9 protein-coding genes and 1 tRNA gene are annotated in these 17,677 nt (G+C 71.0%); 4 read left to right on the top strand and 6 right to left on the bottom strand.

Translation table 11 applies throughout. The annotated features are described in order from the left end of the window. Window positions 1-218 precede the first annotated feature (218 nt). The gene (folP, locus tag AC1DXJ_RS06660; protein ID WP_477636619.1) at window positions 219-1,136 is read right to left on the bottom strand and encodes a dihydropteroate synthase; all 918 of its coding nucleotides are present in this window, start codon (window positions 1,134-1,136) and stop codon (window positions 219-221) included. Between the two features lie 119 nt (window positions 1,137-1,255). On the opposite strand from folP, the gene AC1DXJ_RS06655 reads away from it, so the two are divergent. Further along, entirely contained in the window at window positions 1,256-2,011 is a 756-nt protein-coding gene (locus AC1DXJ_RS06655; protein ID WP_477636618.1) for a ribbon-helix-helix domain-containing protein, read from the top strand. On the opposite strand, the gene AC1DXJ_RS06650 is transcribed toward AC1DXJ_RS06655, so the two are convergent. From AC1DXJ_RS06650 to AC1DXJ_RS06640, 3 genes are read right to left on the bottom strand one after another with little or no spacing between them, the layout of a single operon-like run. Further along, window positions 2,008-3,375 (bottom strand): NAD(P)/FAD-dependent oxidoreductase, encoded by a 1,368-nt coding sequence (locus AC1DXJ_RS06650; protein WP_477636617.1) that lies wholly within the window; start codon window positions 3,373-3,375, stop codon window positions 2,008-2,010. The genes AC1DXJ_RS06655 and AC1DXJ_RS06650 overlap by 4 nt on opposite strands. Before the next feature lie 5 nt (window positions 3,376-3,380). Further along, complete coding sequence (locus tag AC1DXJ_RS06645; protein ID WP_477636616.1) at window positions 3,381-4,751, bottom strand: aminotransferase class III-fold pyridoxal phosphate-dependent enzyme; 1,371 nt, start codon at window positions 4,749-4,751, stop codon at window positions 3,381-3,383. Continuing rightward, on the bottom strand, window positions 4,751-6,241 hold the full coding sequence (locus tag AC1DXJ_RS06640; RefSeq protein WP_477636615.1) for a CoA-acylating methylmalonate-semialdehyde dehydrogenase: 1,491 nt from the start codon (window positions 6,239-6,241) through the stop codon (window positions 4,751-4,753). The genes AC1DXJ_RS06645 and AC1DXJ_RS06640 overlap by 1 nt, the downstream gene beginning before the upstream one ends. A 59-nt stretch (window positions 6,242-6,300) precedes the next feature. Here AC1DXJ_RS06640 and AC1DXJ_RS06635 point away from each other — a divergent pair, with 59 nt between their 5' ends. Next, complete coding sequence (locus AC1DXJ_RS06635) at window positions 6,301-7,674, top strand: aminotransferase-like domain-containing protein (RefSeq protein ID WP_477636614.1); 1,374 nt, start codon at window positions 6,301-6,303, stop codon at window positions 7,672-7,674. A 268-nt stretch (window positions 7,675-7,942) separates the two neighbouring features. Here the strand turns inward: AC1DXJ_RS06635 and AC1DXJ_RS06630 are convergent, their stop codons facing one another. Beyond that, window positions 7,943-15,514 (bottom strand): Ig-like domain-containing protein, encoded by a 7,572-nt coding sequence (locus AC1DXJ_RS06630; RefSeq protein ID WP_477636613.1) that lies wholly within the window; start codon window positions 15,512-15,514, stop codon window positions 7,943-7,945. A gap of 236 nt (window positions 15,515-15,750) precedes the next feature. Further along, window positions 15,751-15,837: transfer RNA gene (locus tag AC1DXJ_RS06625), tRNA-Ser, on the bottom strand. 120 nt (window positions 15,838-15,957) lie between these two features. On the opposite strand from AC1DXJ_RS06625, the gene AC1DXJ_RS06620 reads away from it, so the two are divergent. Both AC1DXJ_RS06620 and AC1DXJ_RS06615 read left to right on the top strand, forming a co-directional pair. Continuing rightward, a complete protein-coding gene (locus AC1DXJ_RS06620) occupies window positions 15,958-16,965 on the top strand; it encodes a phosphotransferase enzyme family protein (RefSeq protein ID WP_477636612.1) in 1,008 nt (335 codons plus the stop codon). A gap of 59 nt (window positions 16,966-17,024) precedes the next feature. Next, window positions 17,025-17,357, top strand: a complete 333-nt coding sequence (locus AC1DXJ_RS06615) for a hypothetical protein (protein ID WP_477614430.1) — start codon at window positions 17,025-17,027, stop codon at window positions 17,355-17,357. Window positions 17,358-17,677 lie beyond the last annotated feature (320 nt).

Here is a 17,677-nt window from a genome sequence, read left to right as displayed (position 1 = left end):
ACGGGGCCGATTGGGCGAAAGATCCTAAAGTCCTAGGGACTTGCTGACCGTTCGGCTGATGCACAAAACGGGCACGTGACAGCAGTGATGGGCCCTGACTGCGTTCGGGGGTGCTGAACACGGCCCGTCGCTGGCATCAGAATGTCCGCTTCGCTCAGCGTCGCGTTGCCTGTGACGTCGTCCACAGTCCTCTCGATGAGGACCGGAGACCGTGGTTGCTACAGCCCGCGGACGGCGCGGACCGGAGGGCGGTCCCCGCGGATGGTGGCGACCATGTCGACGACCCGCCGGGTGGCGCGCACGTCGTGGGCGCGGAACACCGTGGCACCCAGCCAGGCCGCGATCGCCGTCGAGGCGAGCGTCCCCTCGAGCCGGTCGTCGGCCTCGAGTCCGAGGGACTCACCCACGAAGTCCTTGCGCGACAGCGCCTGCAGGATGGGGAAGCCGAGCGCCGCCACGTCGGCGGTGTGCCGCAGCACCTCCAGCGAGTGGACAGTGGTCTTGCCGAAGTCCAGCGTCGGGTCGATGAGGATGCGGTCCTCGGGTATGCCGGCCTGCCGAGCCGCGCGCGCACCGTCGGCCAGCGTGCGCAGCACGTCGCGGACGACGTCGAGGGGGTCGGGTCCGTAGGTCACCTTGACCGGATCGGTGCGCGGCGGGAGACCACCGGTGTGGGAGCAGACGACTCCTGCGTCGATGCGGGCGGCGACGTGGACGAGCTCGGGGTCGTGGCCGGCCCAGGTGTCGTTGACCAGGTCCAGGCCGTGGCGTCCGGCCTCCGCCGCCACCTCAGAGCGCCAGGTGTCGAGGCTGAGGGCGAGGTCGGGATAGGTCGCGCGGGCGTGCGCGAGGAAGGGGATGACCCGCTCCATCTCCTCCTCGGGGCCGACGACCTCCCCCTCCTGCCCGGCGCGGACACCACCGACGTCGACGATGTCGGCGCCCGCGGAGACCGCGGCCTCGAGGGCCCGCTTCGCCGACTCGAGGTCGGCGTGCCGGTTGCCGGCGAAGAAGGAGTCGTTGGTGCGGTTGATGATTCCCATCACCGCAGGGGTGGACGCGTCGAAGGTCCGACCGCGCAGCCGCAGGGGCGGGGTGCGTGGCAGATCGAGGGGATGCGGCTCCGGGAGGCTCACCGCGCCATCCTGTCACCCCCCAACCAACGGTGGTTGCCGGCCGGGAACCATCCGTGCGGACCATGCGACCTGGGTCAAAGTACTCAGGCGCCTGCGCCCCAGTCGGGTCAGGATGGACCATGACCACCCCCAGCACCGCACCGGTCCGCCGGTGGATCGTCCGCATCACGATCGGCTCCTTCTCCGTCGCCGCCCTGATGGGCATCGCGGCCCTGCTCGGAGGCGGCGACTTCGGCGAGACCGAGGGGCAGGTCCTGATGACCACATTGCTCGTCGGGGTCGTCAGCATCGCGGTGCTCTGCTACCTCGCGACGGCCGGGCGTGGATCCCAGCCCGTCGGCATCGCCGGCGGCGTCACAGTCCTCGTCCCCCTCGTCAGCGGCCTCGTCCTCATCTGGGGGAACGTCGACAGCGGCGGGGACGAGACGGTGCTCAGGACGTTCGGCGTCGGGGCCGTCGTGGCGGCGACCCTGGCCCAGGCAAGCCTGCTGCTCACCCTGGGGGACAAGGCGAAACTCCGCGCACGCCGCCTCCTGCTGGGCACGATCGTGCTCGCGGGGCTGCTGGCCGTCATGACGAGCGTCCTGGTGCTCGGCTACAACCCCTCAGGCGACGGCTACTACCGGGCCCTCGGCGTGATCGCGATCCTCGACGTCCTCGGCACGGTCGTCGGTGCCGCCCTCATGAAGTTCGGGTCCGGTGCCTCAGGTGAGCGAGTCGGGGACTCGGCGGGAGTCGTCCTGCCACCAGACCTGGCCGAGGCCCTGTCCGAGCACGCGGCCAGGACCGGCCGGTCCCGCGACGAGCTGGCGGTAGCTGCTCTGCGCGACTACCTCGAGCAGGCAGGCCGGCCCGCCAGCTCGCGACAGTTCTAGCTGTCGAAGCCGAGCCCGGCCCGGTCGAGGCCCTGGAGCCAGAGGTTGCGGCGCCCAGCCCGCTGGTCGGCCCGCGCCAGCGACCACCGGGTCAGCTGGATCCCGGTGTAGGCCAACGGTTCCGGCGGGAACGGCAGCGGCTTCTCGCGCACCATCTGGAGTCGGGTGCGTTCGGTGTCGCGGCCGTCGAGCAGGTCGAGCATGACCCGCGCGCCGAAGCGAGTGGCCCCCACGCCCAGCCCGGTGAACCCGACGGCATAGGCGACCCGCCCACGGTGGGAGGTGCCGTAGAAGGCGCAGAACCGCGTGCAGGTGTCGATCGCGCCGCCCCACTGGTGGCTGAACCGCAGGCCCTCGAGCTGGGGGAACGTGTCGAAGAAGTGGCCGGCCAGCCGGTCGAACGTGGCAGGGCGCTGGTCGAGGCTGGGCGCGAGCCGTCGCCCGTAGTGGTAGATGGCGTCGTAGCCGCCCCACAGGATCCGGTTGTCCGCGGACAGCCGGTAGTAGTGGAACTGGTTGGCCAGGTCGCCCACGCCAGCACGACTGGCCCAGCCCAGGGAGTCGAGCTGGGCCTCGGTCAGCGGCTCGGTCATCAGGGCGTAGTCGTAGACGGGGACGGTGTGCAACCTCGTGCGACGGACGAGGGAGGGAAAGGCGTTGGTGCCCAAGGCAACTCGGCCGGCACGGATGACGGCACCATCGGCCGTGGCGACCTCGACGCCCGAGCCTGCTGTGGACAAACCAGTCACTCGCACGCCCTCGGCGATGCGCACGCCGAGCGACTCGGCGGCTCGCGCGAGCCCCCAGGCCAGCCGAGCGGGGTCGACCATGGCCGTCTCGTCGGGCTCGTAGACACCAGCCAGGTAGGTGGGCGAGGCCAGGTGGGCCCGCACCGCGTCGCGGTCGAGGAACTCCCCCGGCTCCTCCGCCAGCCAGTCCACCTGGTGCGGCTGGGTCGCCACGGTCAGCGAGCCGGATCGCCTGAAGTCACAGTCGATCCCGTATCGCCGCACCGTCGCCTCGATCTCGTCGAGGTTCTCGCGCCCGAGGCGGCGCAACGCGGCATACTCCTGCGGCCAGCGCGCCATCCCGTTGGGTTCGCCGTGGGTCAGGCTCGCCGCGCAGAACCCGCCGTTGCGTCCCGACGCGGCCCACCCGACCGAACCCGCCTCGAGCACGAGGACGTCACGCGAGGGGTCGGCCTCCTTGGCGAGCAGCGCGGTCCAGAGGCCGGAGTAGCCCGCGCCGACCACCACGAGGTCGGCCGACCGCACGCCCTCCAGCCCCGGCCGACCGGCAGGTCGGTCGGGTTGGTCCAGCCAGAAGACGGCCGGCGCGGCGTCGGCGAGCGCGGGATGGCCCACCGGCGTCAGGCGTCGGTGCCGGTGTAGAACCCGTCGGCGACGGTGAGCGCCTCGTCGAGGATCGCCAGCCCCTCGCGCACCTCGTCGGCCGAGGTGGTGCAGGGCGGCACGACGTGGGTGCGGTTGAAGTGGATGAACGGCCAGAGCCCGCGCTCCTTGCAGGCCGCGGCGAAGTCGTTCATCGGCTTGGCGTCCGCGCCACCGGCGTTGAACGGCACCAACGGCTCGCGGGTATGCCGGTCGCGCACCAGCTCGAGCGCCCAGAAGACTCCCAGCCCACGCACCTCCCCGATGCTGGGGTGCCGCTCGGCCAGCTCGCGCAGGCCGGGCCCGATGACGTCCTCGCCGAGGTCGCGGGCGTGCTCGACGATGCCCTCTTCCTTGAAGATGTTGATCGAGGCGACGGCCGACGCGCAGGCGAGCGGGTGGCCGGAGTAGGTCAGGCCGCCGGGGAACGGCCGCTGGTCGAACGTCGCCGCGATGCGCTCGGAGATGATCACGCCGCCCAGGGGGACGTAGCCGCTGTTGACGCCCTTGGCAAAGGTGATGAGGTCGGGCGCCACGCCCCAGTGGTCCACCGCGAACCACTCGCCGCACCGGGCGAACCCGGCCATCACCTCGTCGGCGATCATGACGATGCCGAACTCGTCACAGAGGTCGCGGACGCCCTGGAGGTAGCCCGGCGGCGGGACGAGGATCCCGTTGGTGCCGACCACGGTCTCGAGGATGATCGCGGCGATGGTCGCGGGTCCCTCGACGATGATGAGGTCGCGGAGGTGCTGCAGCGCGCGGACCCCCTCTTCCTGCTCGTTCTCCGCGTGGAAGGCCGAGCGGTAGGGGTACGGACCCCAGTAGCGCACGATGCCCGGCATACCCGGCTCTGATGGCCACCGGCGCGGGTCACCGGTCAGGGCAATGGCTCCCGCGGTCGCGCCGTGGTAGCTGCGGTAGGCCGCCATCACCTTGTGGCGCCCCGTGTGCAGACGCGCCATGCGCAGGGCGTTCTCGGTCGCCTCGGCGCCGCCGTTGGTGAAGAACACCTTGGTGAGGTCGCCGGGAGCCAGCTCGGTGATGAGCCGCGCCGCCTCGGAACGAGCGTCGTTGGCGAAGGCCGGGCTGATGGTCGTGAGCCGGGCAGCCTGCTCCTGGATCGCGGCGACCAGCTTGGGGTGCTGGTAGCCGATGTTGACGTTGACCAGCTGGCTGGAGAAGTCGAGGTAGCGCTTGCCCGAGTAGTCGGTGAAGTACGAACCGAGCGCGTCAGCGATCGGCAGCGGGTCGATGAGGCCCTGCGCCGACCAGGAGTGGAAGACGTGGGCGCGGTCGTCGCGCCGCACCTGCTCCTCGGAGGCAGCGGTCACGTCGTCGAGCGCCATCAGCGGGTCCTGGGGAAGCCGAGGTCGACCGACGAGGTGGCCGGGTCGGGCCAGCGCTGGGTGACCACCTTGCCGCGGGTGTAGAAGTTCACGCCCTCGGGGCCGTACATGTGGGTGTCACCGAAGAGCGAGTCCTTCCAGCCGCCGAAGGAGTAGTAGGCGACGGGGACGGGGATGGGGACGTTGATCCCCACCATGCCCACCTCGACGTCGTACTGGAACTGGCGGGCCACGCCACCGTCGCGGGTGAAGATCGCGGTGCCGTTCGCGTACTGGTTGGCGTTGATCAGGGCGATGCCCGCCTCGTAGGTGTCGACCCGGACGACCGACAGGACCGGTCCGAAGATCTCGTCGGTGTAGACGGTCATCTCCGGGGTCACGTGGTCGAGCAGTGTGGTGCCGAGGAAGAAGCCCTCGCTCGGCAGCTCACCGGTCCGGCCGTCGACGACGACCGCGGCGCCCGCGGCCTCACCCGCGTCGACGTAGCCCGCGACCTTGTCACGGTGCTCGGCGGTGATCAGCGGACCCATGTCGGTGTCGGGGTCTGCACCGTTGCCGACCRTGAGCTTGGGCAGCCGGGCGGCGATGGCGTCGACGAGGGGCTGGGCCACCTCACCGACGGCGACCGCGACCGACAGGGCCATGCAGCGCTCGCCGGCCGCACCGTAGGCGGCGGAGACCACGGCGTCGGCAGCCATGTCGATGTCGGCGTCGGGGAGGACGAGGGCGTGGTTCTTGGCGCCACCGAGGGCCTGGACGCGCTTGCCGTTGGCCGTGCCGCGCTCGTAGATGTACTTCGCGATCGGCGTCGAGCCCACGAAGCTGACCGCGGCGATGTCCGGGTGGTCGAGGATCGCGTCGACGGCCACCTTGTCACCGTGCACGACGGTGAAGACGCCGTCGGGCAGGCCCGCTTCCTTCCACAGCTGCGCGAGGAACAGCGCCGCGGAGGGGTCCTTCTCGCTCGGCTTGAGGATGAAGGCGTTGCCGCAGGCGATGGCGTTGGCGCACATCCACAGCGGCACCATCGCCGGGAAGTTGAACGGCGTGATGCCTGCGACGACCCCGAGGGGCTGGCGGATGTTGTAGACGTCCACGCCCGTCGAGACCTGCTCGCTGAAGCCACCCTTGAGCAGGTTGGGGACGCCCGTGGCGAACTCGACGTTCTCGAGGCCCCGCGCGATCTCGCCGGCGGCGTCGGAGAGCACCTTGCCGTGCTCTGCCGTGATGATCGCGGCGAGCTCGGGAGACCGGGTGTGCAGCAGCTCTCGGAAGGCGAAGAGCACTCCCGCTCGTTGCGACAGCGACGAGTGCCTCCACTCCCGGGCGGCCGCGGTCGCGCTGGCCACCGCGGCCTGGAGCTCCTCGACCGAGGCCAGGTCGACCTCGCCCGTCACCTGACCGGTGGCGGGGTTGTGGACGGGGGCAGAGCGTCCGGAGGTGCCCTCGCGGGGGCGGCCGTCGATCCAGTGGGAGATGCGCGTCGTCATGCCCACACCATACGATCCACCCACTAGTAACACAATATGAGTATTGCTATGGTACAAACATGTCCGCCACCCTCTCCGCCCTGGAGCAGCGCCTCGACCAGCCCACCGCGAAGGGGCTGGCCCACGCGGTCTCCGCGGCGATCCGCGACGGCGTCCTCGTCGCGGGCGACCGCCTGCCCCCCATCCGCACCGTCGCGGCGCAGCTCGCGCTGTCCCCCACGACGGTCAGCGCGGCCTGGGGGCTGCTTGCCCGCTCCGGGGCGGTCAGCACGGACGGCCGGCGTGGCACCACTGTCCGCGACCAGCGGGGGCCGACGGGCGGCCGCTACCGGCAGGCGCTGCGCCACGAGTCGGACTTCGCCCTCGACCTGTCCACCGGGGTGCCGGACCCCCGCCTTCTCCCCTCGCTGGGCCACGTCCTGGCCCAGCTGACCTCCGCACCGACCACAGGCAGCTATCTCGACGACCCGGTCCTGCCCGCCCTCGCCGACGTGCTCCGCGCCGACTGGCCGTATGCCGCGGGAGACCTCGCCGTCGTCGACGGCGCCATGGACGCGATGGACCTCATCGTGCGCACCTCGCTGCGGTTCGGCGACCGCGTCGTGGTCGAGGACCCGGGCTTCCCACCACTCGTCGACCTCCTCGAGTCCGTGGGCGTCCAGCTCGTGGGGGTGCCGGTGGACGCGGAGGGACTTGACCTCACCGCACTGGAGTCCGCCCTGGCTGATCCGGTCGCCGCCATCTTCCTGCAGCCCAGAGCCCAGAACCCCATCGGCGTCACCATGACCGCGAGTCGCGCTCAAGCCATCGCCGAACTCCTCGAGGGCTCCGAAACCCTTGTCGTGGAGGATGATTCGGCTGCTGGCCTGTCCTCAGCCACCCTCGCGAGCATCGGTCGGTGGCGGCCCGGCCACACGGCATACATCAGGTCGTTCTCGAAGTCGCACGGGCCCGACCTGCGGCTCGCCGCGCTCAGCGCGCCCCCGGACCCGCACCGGGCGATCACCGCCCGCCGCGAGCTCGGTCAGGGATGGTCCAGCCGGCTGCTCCAACAGGTGCTCCTGGGCCTGCTCACCAACGACGCCGCCCGGGCCCAGGTCGCCAGGGCGACCGTGACGTATGCCGCGCGGCGGGCGCACGTGGTCGACGCCCTCGCGGGGCGGGGCATCACCGTGCCGGGGACCGAGGGCATCAACATCTGGGTGCCGGTGCACGACGAGACGGCCGCGGTCGTGCGGTTGGCCAGCCAGGGGATCGGTGTCGCGCCGGGTGCTCCGTTCCGGCTTGGCCCTCCGGACGGTGCGCCGGAAGGCGGTGGACACCTCCGGGTGACGGTGGGTGCCGCGGGAGACGACCCCGACGGCCTCGACGGCCTGGCGCAGGCCCTCGCCGAGGCGGCTCTCGCGGGTGGGCGACCGGCCCGGGCCCGCTGACGCCTTCCGGGACCGGGCTGCGGGAACCGGCGGCGAACGGCACGAAGGCCGGGCTGCAGGGTTGCCCGGCCTCCGGCCCGCCGCCCGAAGGCGGACGCCTCATACCCCCGACCACACACGCTAACGGCCGGTTCCACTCCTCAGGATCGTTCAATTCGCGTATGAATGCACTCGTAATGATGAGGTCGCGATGGTAATTTTCCAACTTTTCAAGGCATTTCGCATCGGGTACCCCGGTCCTACCTCGCCGGTTTCGGGCGTGTCGCCCTCAGACGGCCACCCGACGTGACCGACGACCGGCCACCACAGACGTTCCGGCGGTCGGTCCCGTCGCCGCGAGAGCCGTGCCACCCTGGTCCTCCGGGCACGCCACCGGTCGGATGGTCAGCTGCACCGTGTCGGAGACGGCCGCGTTCACGCCGTCGGACACGGTGAGGGTGGCCCAGGCGGTTCCCGCCGCCGAACACGCGACCTTGGTGGTCGGGCCGGTCGTCGCAGCCCGGAAGGTGCACCCCATCGCGCCGTCCGACCGCAGGGTCCAGGCGTAGGTCAGGGGGTCACCGTCCGCGTCACTGACCCTGGCCTGAAGTCGGACCACGGTCCCGGCCGCGGCCGTCAGGTCGCCGCCGGCGTCGACCACGGGAGCCCGGTTGGCCCTGACCGGCCGCACGGTGACGCAGACCGAGTCCTTGCCCGTGGCTCCGTCGTCGTCAGTGGCCCTGACGGTCAGGTTCCGCTCGGCGGCCGTGGAGTAGGTGTGGCTCCCGGTGCACCGGCCACCGCTGACGGTCCCAGCCGTGGTGGTGCCGTCGCCCCAGCCGATCGAGCAGGTCAGCACGTCGTTGCTGCCGCGGTCGGAGACCCTGGCCGAGACCTGGACCGCCTGGCCCACCCGCAACCTCGAGTCGGAGTCCGGCGCGATGATCCGCACGGTCGGGGTGGCGTTCGCCAGCGTCACGACCGCGGAGTCGGTGACCGGTGGGTTGGTCCCGTCACTGACGGCGAGCGTGACGGTGAAGGTGCCGTCGTCGGTGCAGCTGAACGTGGTCCTCACCGCAGTGGGCGTGCCCAGGGCGCAGGTGGCGCCTGCGTCGACGTTCGGGCCGGCGGCATACGTCCAGCGGTAGGACAGCGGGGCCGCCTCGGGGTCCTTGCCCGAGCCCGTGAGGGTGAGCTTCGAGCCCTCGGTGCCGGACCTGTCGGCGCCGGCGTTGGCCTTCGGCGGCAGGTTGACGCTGCTCGTCGAGACCACGATCGCGACCGTGTCGAAGCCCGTGCCCGAGTCGTCGTCGGTCGCCGTCACCGTGATGGTCCGTGCGCCGTCCGTGGCGTAGACGTGGCTGCCCGTGCACACCCCGCCGGCCAGGCTGCCGGGCGACGTCGTGCCGTCACCCCATGCGATCGAGCAGGCGCGCGTGTCGTTGCTGCCCGCGTCGCCCGTGGTCGCCGCGACGGAAACCGTTGCACCAGTGGGGAACTCGGCCCCCGTCGCCGGACTCGTCACCCGGACCGTGGGGTCCGCATTGGTGACGACGAGAGCAGCCGAGTCGGACACTGGCGGGTTGGTCCCGTCGTCGACGGTGAGGGTGAGGGTGAACGTGCCGTCGTCGGTGCAGGTGACATCGGTCGCCGCCGAGTGTGCAGCGCTGAACGTGCAGGTCGCACCCGCGTCGGTCCCGGAGACCGGGGCGGACGTCCAGAGGTAGGTCAGCGACGCACCTTCGGGGTCGGATCCCGATCCGGACAGGTGTGCCGGGGAGCCCTCGGTGGAGGTGGCGTCGTCGCCCGCGTTGGCCGTCGGCGGCTGGTTCACCGGGGCGGCAGCCACGACGATGCCCACGCTGTCGCTGCCGGTGTCGCCGTCGTCGTCGACCACCGTGACGGTGATGGTTCGGGATCCCGACCCGCTGTAGGAGTGGGACGCGGAGCAGGTGCCGGCGGTCACCGTGCCGGTGCCGGTGCTGCCGTCACCCCAGGCGATGGAGCACGTGTGGGTGTCGTTGGCGCCCGCGTCGGACACGGCGGCCGAGACCGAGACCGTCGCGCCGATGGCGAACTCAGAGCCCGCGGTGGGGGCGCTGATCGAGGTGGTGGGCGCGGCGTTCGCCAGGGTCACCGTCGCCGAGTCGGTCACGGGGCTGTGCACGCCGTCATCCACGCTCAGCCTGACGGTGTAGGTCCCGTCGTCGGTGCAGCGGAAGGTCGTCGCGGCCGAGCCGGCAGACCCGAACGTGCAGTCCGCACCGCTGTCCACGCCCGCGCCCGCCGCGAAGGACCAGTGGTAGGTCAGCGGGTTGCCGTCAGCCTGCGACCCAGAACCGCTGAGGTTGACCGCGGAACCCTCGGTGCCCGTCCGGTCTGCTCCGGCGTCGGCCGTCGGAGGCTGGGTCACCACGGCGCTGACCGTGACGGCGACCGAGTCGCTGCCGCTGCCCGCGTCGTCGTCGGTGACGGTCACGGTGATGGTGCGCGGGCCGGCCGCCGCGTAGGCGTGCTGACCGGTGCAGGTCCCGGCGGCGAGCGTGCCGGCCGTCGAGGTGCTGTCGCCCCAGTCGATGGAGCAGGACTGGGTGTCGTTCGCGCCCGCGTCACCGGTCGTCGCCGAGACCGAGACGGTGTCACCGACGGTGTATGCCGCGCCGCCGGCCGGCGCGGTGACGTGCACGGTCGGGTTGGCGTTGCCGATGGCGACCGTGGCGGTGTCCGTCGCGGGCGGGTTGGCTCCGTCGCTCACGGCCAGGGTTGCGGTGTAGCTGCCGTCGTCCGTGCAGGTGAACGTCGTGCTGGCGGCCGTCGGGGAGCCGAAGGAGCACGTCGCGCCGGCGTCCACACCTGCGCCAGCGGCATAGGTCCAGGCGTAGGTGAGGGGCGCCTGCTCGGCGTCGGACCCGGAACCCGTGAGGGTGACGGCTGAGCCCTCGGTGCCGGACCGGTCCGCGCCCGCGTCGGCGGTCGGCGGCTGGTTCGGCTGGTCGGTGATCGTGATGCCGACGGTCGCGAGCGCCGAGCCCCCGTCGTCGTCGGTGATGGTGAGGGTGATGGTCTTGGCGCCGGACGTCGCGTAGGGGTGCGTCCCGGTGCACTGTCCAGCGCTCATCACGCCGGCACCGGTCGTCCCGTCACCCCAGGCGATGGAGCAGGTCAGCACGTCGTGCGAACCGGGGTCGGCACCCGCGCCGGTGAGGGACACGCCCTGGCCGGTCGTGAAGACCGCGCCGTCGGCCGGTGCGGTGATCGAGGCCGACGGGTCCCGGTTCGCCAGCACGACGGAGGCCGTGTCGCTCGTCGTGTTGACGCCGTCACTGACGGCGAGGGTCACGACGTAGGTGCCGTCGTCGTCGCAGCTGAACTGGGTCGTGGCGGCGGACGGCGCGCTGAAGCCGCACTGTGCGCCGGCATCGACCCCGGCACCCGCGGCATACGTCCAGGTGTAGGTCACGGACACGCCTTCGGGGTCCGACCCGGAACCGGTCAGGGACACCAGGGCCCCCTCGGAGCCGGTGCGGTCCGCGCCCGCGTCCGCCGTGGGAGCGGCGTTCGTCACGGTGAGGTCGCGGGTGGCCGTGCCGATGCCGCCGTCATCGTCGGTCACGGTGACCGTGATGGTGCGCGCCCCTGCCACCGCGTAGGTGTGGCTGCTGTCGCAGGCCCCGCCGGTCACGGTCCCGGTCGTGGTGACCGCGTCACCCCAGGCGATCGAGCAGGTGTGGGTGTCGTGCGAACCGGCGTCGCCGAGCACCGCGTGCAGCGGCACGGACGTGCCGATGGGGGCACTGGTGCCCACGTCAGGCGTCGTGATCGCCACGGTGGGATCGGCATTGGCCAGCGAGACCGTCGCCGAGTCGGTCGTGGTGTTCACCCCGTCGCTCACGCTCAGCGTGACGGTGAAGCTGCCGTCGTCGGTGCAGCTGAAGGAGGACGAGGCCGACGTCGCCGAGCCGAACGAGCAGCTCGTGCCGGGGTCGACACCCGCGCCAGCGAGGTAGGACCAGGCGTAGGTCGGGGTCAGCCCTTCCGGGTCGGAGCCCGAGCCCAGCAGGGTCAGCGAGGTGCCCTCGGAGCCGGTGCGATCTGCGCCGGCGTCCGCCGTCGGGGCCAGGTTGGGCTGCGGCGTGATGGTGGTGCCGCGCGAGGCAGAGCCACTGCCGCCGTCGTCGTCGGTGACGGTCACCGTGATGGTGGGGGTGCCCGTCGCGGTGTAGCTGTGCGTGCCGTCGCAGGTCCCGCCGACGACCGTCCCGGGCGTCGTGGTGCCGTCACCCCAGTCGATGGAGCAGGTCTGCGTGTCGTGGGACCCCTGGTCCCCGAAGGTGGCGTGGGCCGTGACCGGCGCTCCGACCTGGTAGGACGCGCCCACGTTCGGGCTGGTGAGGGCGACGGAGGGGTTGGCGTTGGCCAGGGTCACCGTCGCCGTGTCCGTGACAGCCGGGTTCACGCCGTCGCTCACCGACAGGGTGAAGGTGAAGGTGCCGTCGTCGGTGCAGCTGACCGTCGTCGAGGCCGAGGTCGGTGAGGTGATGGAGCAGGACGTGCCGGCATCGACCCCTGCGCCCACGACATACGACCAGGCGTAGGTGAGCGGTGCGCTCTCCGGGTCGGTGCCCGAGCCGGTGAGGGAGACCAGTGCGCCCTCCGAGCCCGTGCGGTCCGCGCCGGCGTTGGCCGTCGGCGGCAGGTTGACCTGGGCCTTCTGGGTGATCGTCACACTGGCGCTGGCCGTGCCCGCGTCGTCGTCGTTGACGGACACGGTGATGGTCTTGTCGCCGGCCGTGGCGTAGGTGTGGCTGCCCGTGCAGGCCCCGGCGACGATGGCGCCCGCCGTGGTGGTGGCGTCGCCCCAGGCGATGTTGCAGCCGAAGGTGTCGTTGGCGGCCGGGTCGGTGATGGGTGCCGTGACCTGGACGGCCACGCCGAAGTCGACCTGGGCGCCGGCCAGCGGCGCCGTGATCGAGACACTCGGGTTGGCGTTGGCGATGGTCAGCACGGCCGAGTCGCTCGTGCTCGAGCCGCCGTCGCTGGCCGTCAACGTCGCCGTGAAGGTGCCGTTGTCGGTGCACGTCACCGAGGTGTTCAGGGACGTCGAGGCGCTGAACGAGCAGCCTGCCCCAGCGTCGACGCCGGGCCCTGGGGTGGCGGACCACTGGTAGGTCAGGGCCTGGCCGTCCGGGTCGCTCGCGGTGCCGGTCAAGGAGATCGGCGAGCCCTCGGTCCCGGTCTTGTCCGCGCCCGCGTTCACCAGCGGCGGCTGCCCGGTGACGGTGATCGTCACGGTGGCGGCCGCGGAGGTCGCCAGGTCGTCGCTCGCCTTGTAGGTGAACGAGTCGTCGCCGACGAAGGCCGCCGCCGGGGTGTAGGTGCACTGGGTGAAGGACGAGCTGACCAGCGTGCACCCGCTGAGCGAGCCGTGACTCGGACCGGACTGCACCGCATACGTCATCGCGTCACCGTCGGCGTCGGTCGCCGCAAGCGTGACGACGACCGCGGTGTTGGACGGCGTGGTCGCCGTGCGGTCCTGGGCCACGGGCGTGTGGTTGGCCTCAACGGTGATCGCCACAGTCGCGGTGTTGGAGTCGGCGAAACCGTCGTTGAGTCGCCACGTGAAGGAGTCGGCACCCGTGTAGCCGGTGGTCGGCGAGTAGGTGCAGTACGAGGAGCTCACGTCGCAGCTGACGGACCCGTGGGCCGGCGCCGACAGCACCGTGATGGAGGTGGGGTTGCCACTGAGGGAGGACCAACTGAGCGGCACAGCAGTGGTGCGGTCCTGCCGGACGGTCGCGGTGGTGTTGATCGCCACCGGGGTCGAGATCGGCACCACGAACAGCGAGTAGGTCGCCACACCCGACTCGTCCAGTCCGTCGCTGACCTTCCAGGTGAAGGAGTCCGGACCGCGGTAGTCCAGCGTAGGCGTGTAGACGCAGCCGCCACCCCCGGTCGAGCAGTCCGTCAGGGTGCCGTGGGACGGCTGGCTGACGACGGTGAAGGTGGGGGTGTCGTAGTAGAAGTCGTCGGTCCAGCTCAGCCCGATCGACGTCGCGGTGTCCTCGTTGATCTCGGCGTACTGGCCGAAGACCCGCGGGGCGTTGTTGGGGTTCACGTGGATCGTCATGGTGGCGGTGCGCGAGGTGCCGCCGCCCGCGCTCAGCCGCCAGGTGAACGAGTCCAGCCCGACGAAGCTGCCCGTCGGGGTGTAGGTGCACTGCCCGGTGGCGCACGACGTCAGGGAGCCATGGCTCGGAGGCGTGAGGACGGCGAAGGTGCTGGTCGCGCTCTCGGGGTCGTAGCCGGGCAGCGTGAGCGGCGCGGACGTGCGCTCGCGGATCTCGACAGAGGTGTCGCTCGCGACGGGTACGGCGTTGGGCAGGACGTCGATCGAGATGGTGGCCGGGTTGGAGCTCGACGTGCCATCACTGACCCGCCAGGTGAAGCTGTCCGGACCCGAGTAGGCCGCACCCGGGGTGTAGGTGCACCCGTTCAGGGGGATGGCGCAGTCTGTCAGGGTGCCGTGGGTCGGCTGGGTGAGGATCGTGACCGCGAAGGTCCCGCTGTCGGTGTCCGTGAACGGGAAGCCCAGCGCGAGCGCATTGCCCTGGTAGGTGTTCGTCGCGTAGTTGTCCGCGACCGGGGTGCCGTCGTTGCCCACGCGAAGGGTGGTCGTGGCGACCCGCGACGAGGCGAGGTCGTCGCTCGACTGCCAGGTGAACGAGTCGAGCCCCGAGTAGCCGCCGGTCGGGGTGTAGGTGCAGTAGGAGTAGTCGAAGAAGGTGGTGGTGCAGTCGAGAGTTCCGTGCGACGGGGTGCTCACGACAGCCAGGGTGAGCTGGTCGAGGTCGGGGTCCGTGGAGTTCAGGTAGAAGTTGGTCACGCCCTGCGCGACGACCGTGCGGTCCAGGGCCGCTGGGGCGGCATTCGGGCGAACGGTGAGGCTCACGGTCGCGACCCCCGAGTCGAGGAGACCGTCGTTGGACTGCCAGGTGAAGCTGTCGGGTCCTGTGTAGCCGGGGAATCCTTCGTAGAAGCAGACGCCGTAGTAGGTGTTGCAGCTGACGGTGCCGTGCTGGGGGTTGTCGACCACCGAGAACGTCAGGGTCTCGCCCGGCTGCTGCGCGTAGTCGACCAGGACCTGCTCCTGCTTGGACTCGCGCACGGAGTCGCTGGAGTCGGTGGCGACCGGGGCGACGTTGTCGAAGACGGACAGCGTCTGGGTGGCGACGCCCGAGGTGGCCAGGTCGTCACTGACCCGCCACGTGAAGCTGTCTGACCCGACGTACCCGGCGTCCGGCGTGTAGGTGCAGTAGGAGCTCTCGCAACCGCTGAGGGTGCCGTGGGTCGGTTGGGTCAGGACCTCGAAGGTCAACGTGGTGTAGTCGACGTCGCTCCAGTCGAGGTAGAAGAACGCCGGGGTGTTCTGTCGCACGGGCTGGTTCCGGTTCAGCGCCAAGGGCGTGACGTTCTTGGTCACCGTGACGGTGGCCGTGGCGACGTTCGAGGTCGAGGAGGCGTCGCTCGCCGTCCAGGTGAAGGAGTCGACGCCGACGAAGCCGGGGGTCGGGGTGTAGAGGCAGTAGCCCGGGCTGCACGAGTCCACCGACCCGTGGCTCGGCGGGCTGACGACGGCGTAGGTGAGCGGGTCGGTCTCGGGGTCCACGGCGTGCAGGAACACGTACGACGCCACCCCCTCGCGGGTGGTGATGGTGGACGTCCGAGCGGTCGGTGGGGAGGCGTATGCCGAGGGCGCGGCCTGGAGGGTGAAGCCGGCGACGAGGGCCATTCCGAGCAGGATCCGTCGGGCCCGGCTGAACGAAGAGTGGTCCCGGTGCTTGCCAGCTGCCCCTGCGAACATGTCGCACCTCCTGTGCCCGGCCACCACTGCGAAGGCCGTTGGTCGCGAACCTAGCGACGGACAGGGGCAGGACAGATCACCCCAAGCGCGCACCGCTCCTACGCCATATACACCGGCTGACCTGCACTTTTGTGGCTAGTCAGGCCACCCAAGTCGACGGAACCGGGCGCACCTGCGGGCAGCGGAGCACGTGGCTCTCGCGCTGCGAGACTTGACGGCCCCCCGGATCGTTCGCGCGGAGGGCGTGGGATTCGAACCCACGATGGGTGTAACCCCATAGCGGTTTTCAAGACCGCCGCACTAGGCCACTATGCGAGCCCTCCTCGGCCACGCGGCATACCCGCACGACCAGGGACACGGTATCGCCCGTCCCGGCCGGGCATCGCTTGACCACTCCGCGGACCCCTCGGGCCGGTCCTCCCCCAGCAGTCGCCTCCTCGTCGATGGCGTGCTCGAATGGCCGGATGGATGCGCGGGCGCTGGCGCAACGCTTCGCTCTGGGTGGCGCAGCGAAACTCTCCGACGGCCCCGTCGCGCGCGGCAAGCAGGGCGTCGTGTGGCGGCTCGAGACGGCCGACGGCAGCTGGGCGGTAAAGGTGCCCTTCCGCCAGTCCACCGAGGACGACGTGCGTCTGGCGACGACGTTCCAGGAAGCGGCCCATGCCGAAGGCGTGCCGACTCCGCAGGTGCGCCGCACCACGGACGGAACAGTGTTCGCCACCATTCGCGGGGGTCAGGCACGGGTGTACGAGTGGGTCGACCTGGGTGCACCCGACACCCACCTCGATCCCGAGCGGGTCGGCGAGGTCGTGGCCGCCATGCACAAGGTCTCACTCGGTGACACCACCCTCTCGGTCGCCAACCCGGACCGGATCGACCCGTGGTACCGCGAGCCGGTGGGGGCCGACCGCTGGCACCGGCTCGTCGAACAGCTCCAGGACGCAGGAGCGCCGTTCGCTCGCCGACTGTCTGATCTGCGTGACGAGCTCGTCGCCCTGGAGTCCTGGATCGAGCCACCGCAGACGTTCGCGACCTGCCACCGCGACCTCTGGGCCGACAACGTCCTGCCGACTTCTGACGGCGACGTGTGTGTCATCGACTGGGAGAACAGCGGGCCGGCCGATCCGAGCCATGAGCTCGGGTGCGTGCTCTTCGAGTTTGCCTGCTCCGACCCCGGTCGGACGCGAGCGCTGGTCAACGCCTACCGGGAGGCCGGCGGGCCGGCCAAGGTGAGCCGACGCGGCCACTTCTCGATGCTGATCGCGCAGCTCGGACACATCACCGAGATGGCTGCCACCGACTGGCTGCAACCCAACCCCCGCTCGCCGCACCGCGCGGACTCGGTGGCGTGGATAGGGGAGGTGCTGGACGAGCCGCACACGCGCGACCTGCTCGAATCGTTGTTGGGGGCAGCTGATGATCCTGCTGACGTCCACCGGGCAGGCCGCTGACCAGCACGTTCGTAGGGACGTGGGTTAAGGTCGAAGGAACCGACCAAAGGATGCGAACCATGGCAAAGCTCACCTTCCTCGCCGGTCTCGCTGCGGGCTACGTGCTCGGGGCCAAGGCCGGTCAGAAGCGCTACCAGCAGATCAAGGCCCAGACCGACCGCGTCTGGGGCAGTGCCCCCGTGCAGTCCCGTGTCGACACGGTCAAGCAGGTCGTCAAGGACCAGGCGCCCGTCGTGGCGGCCAAGATCGGTGACGTCGCGAAGACCGCCGGCGCGAGCGCCAAGGAGCGCCTCACCGGTGAGGACCTCCCGGAGACCCTGCACCGCGGGACCGATGGGCGGCTGCACGCCGACACCACCGGCTTCGGACCGGGGCCGGGCAAGCTGCCCTGACCGCGGGCGCACCGCAACCGGCACACCAAAGGAAGCGGCACGGCATACGGAGTTCCGGTATGCCGTGCCGCTTCTGTGTTGCTGGACTCAACGGCGTCGCCGAGGAGGTCCGGCTGGGCGCGTGCTGGGAACCCCTGACCAGCACCTTCCACAACCTGACCCACCCGGCGACGCGCCCCGAAGGGCGGGTCGGCCGCACGCCCCCACGAACTGCCGACCAGCCCGCTGGCACCCCTGTGACCAGCGGTCCTTCGTCGCCGGGACCCGTCGCCCCCTGCGACAGGTCCTGCACGACATTGGCGTCCTCTCCGTTGTGTCCT

It is taken from the genome of Pedococcus sp. P2_D9, from assembly GCF_056404275.1.
The sequence above is the reverse complement of the archived record's forward strand: the minus strand, read 5'-3'. Positions and strand labels throughout refer to the sequence as shown.

Coding starts and splice junctions, on each gene's coding strand:
- AC1DXJ_RS06655 (WP_477636618.1), top strand. CDS start 1,256: ATGACCACCCCCAGCACCGCACCGGTCCGCCGGTGGATCGTCCGCATC.
- AC1DXJ_RS06645 (WP_477636616.1), bottom strand. CDS start 4,751: ATGGCGCTCGACGACGTGACCGCTGCCTCCGAGGAGCAGGTGCGGCGC.
- AC1DXJ_RS06635 (WP_477636614.1), top strand. CDS start 6,301: ATGTCCGCCACCCTCTCCGCCCTGGAGCAGCGCCTCGACCAGCCCACC.
- AC1DXJ_RS06630 (WP_477636613.1), bottom strand. CDS start 15,514: ATGTTCGCAGGGGCAGCTGGCAAGCACCGGGACCACTCTTCGTTCAGC.
- AC1DXJ_RS06620 (WP_477636612.1), top strand. CDS start 15,958: ATGGCGTGCTCGAATGGCCGGATGGATGCGCGGGCGCTGGCGCAACGC.
- AC1DXJ_RS06615 (WP_477614430.1), top strand. CDS start 17,025: ATGGCAAAGCTCACCTTCCTCGCCGGTCTCGCTGCGGGCTACGTGCTC.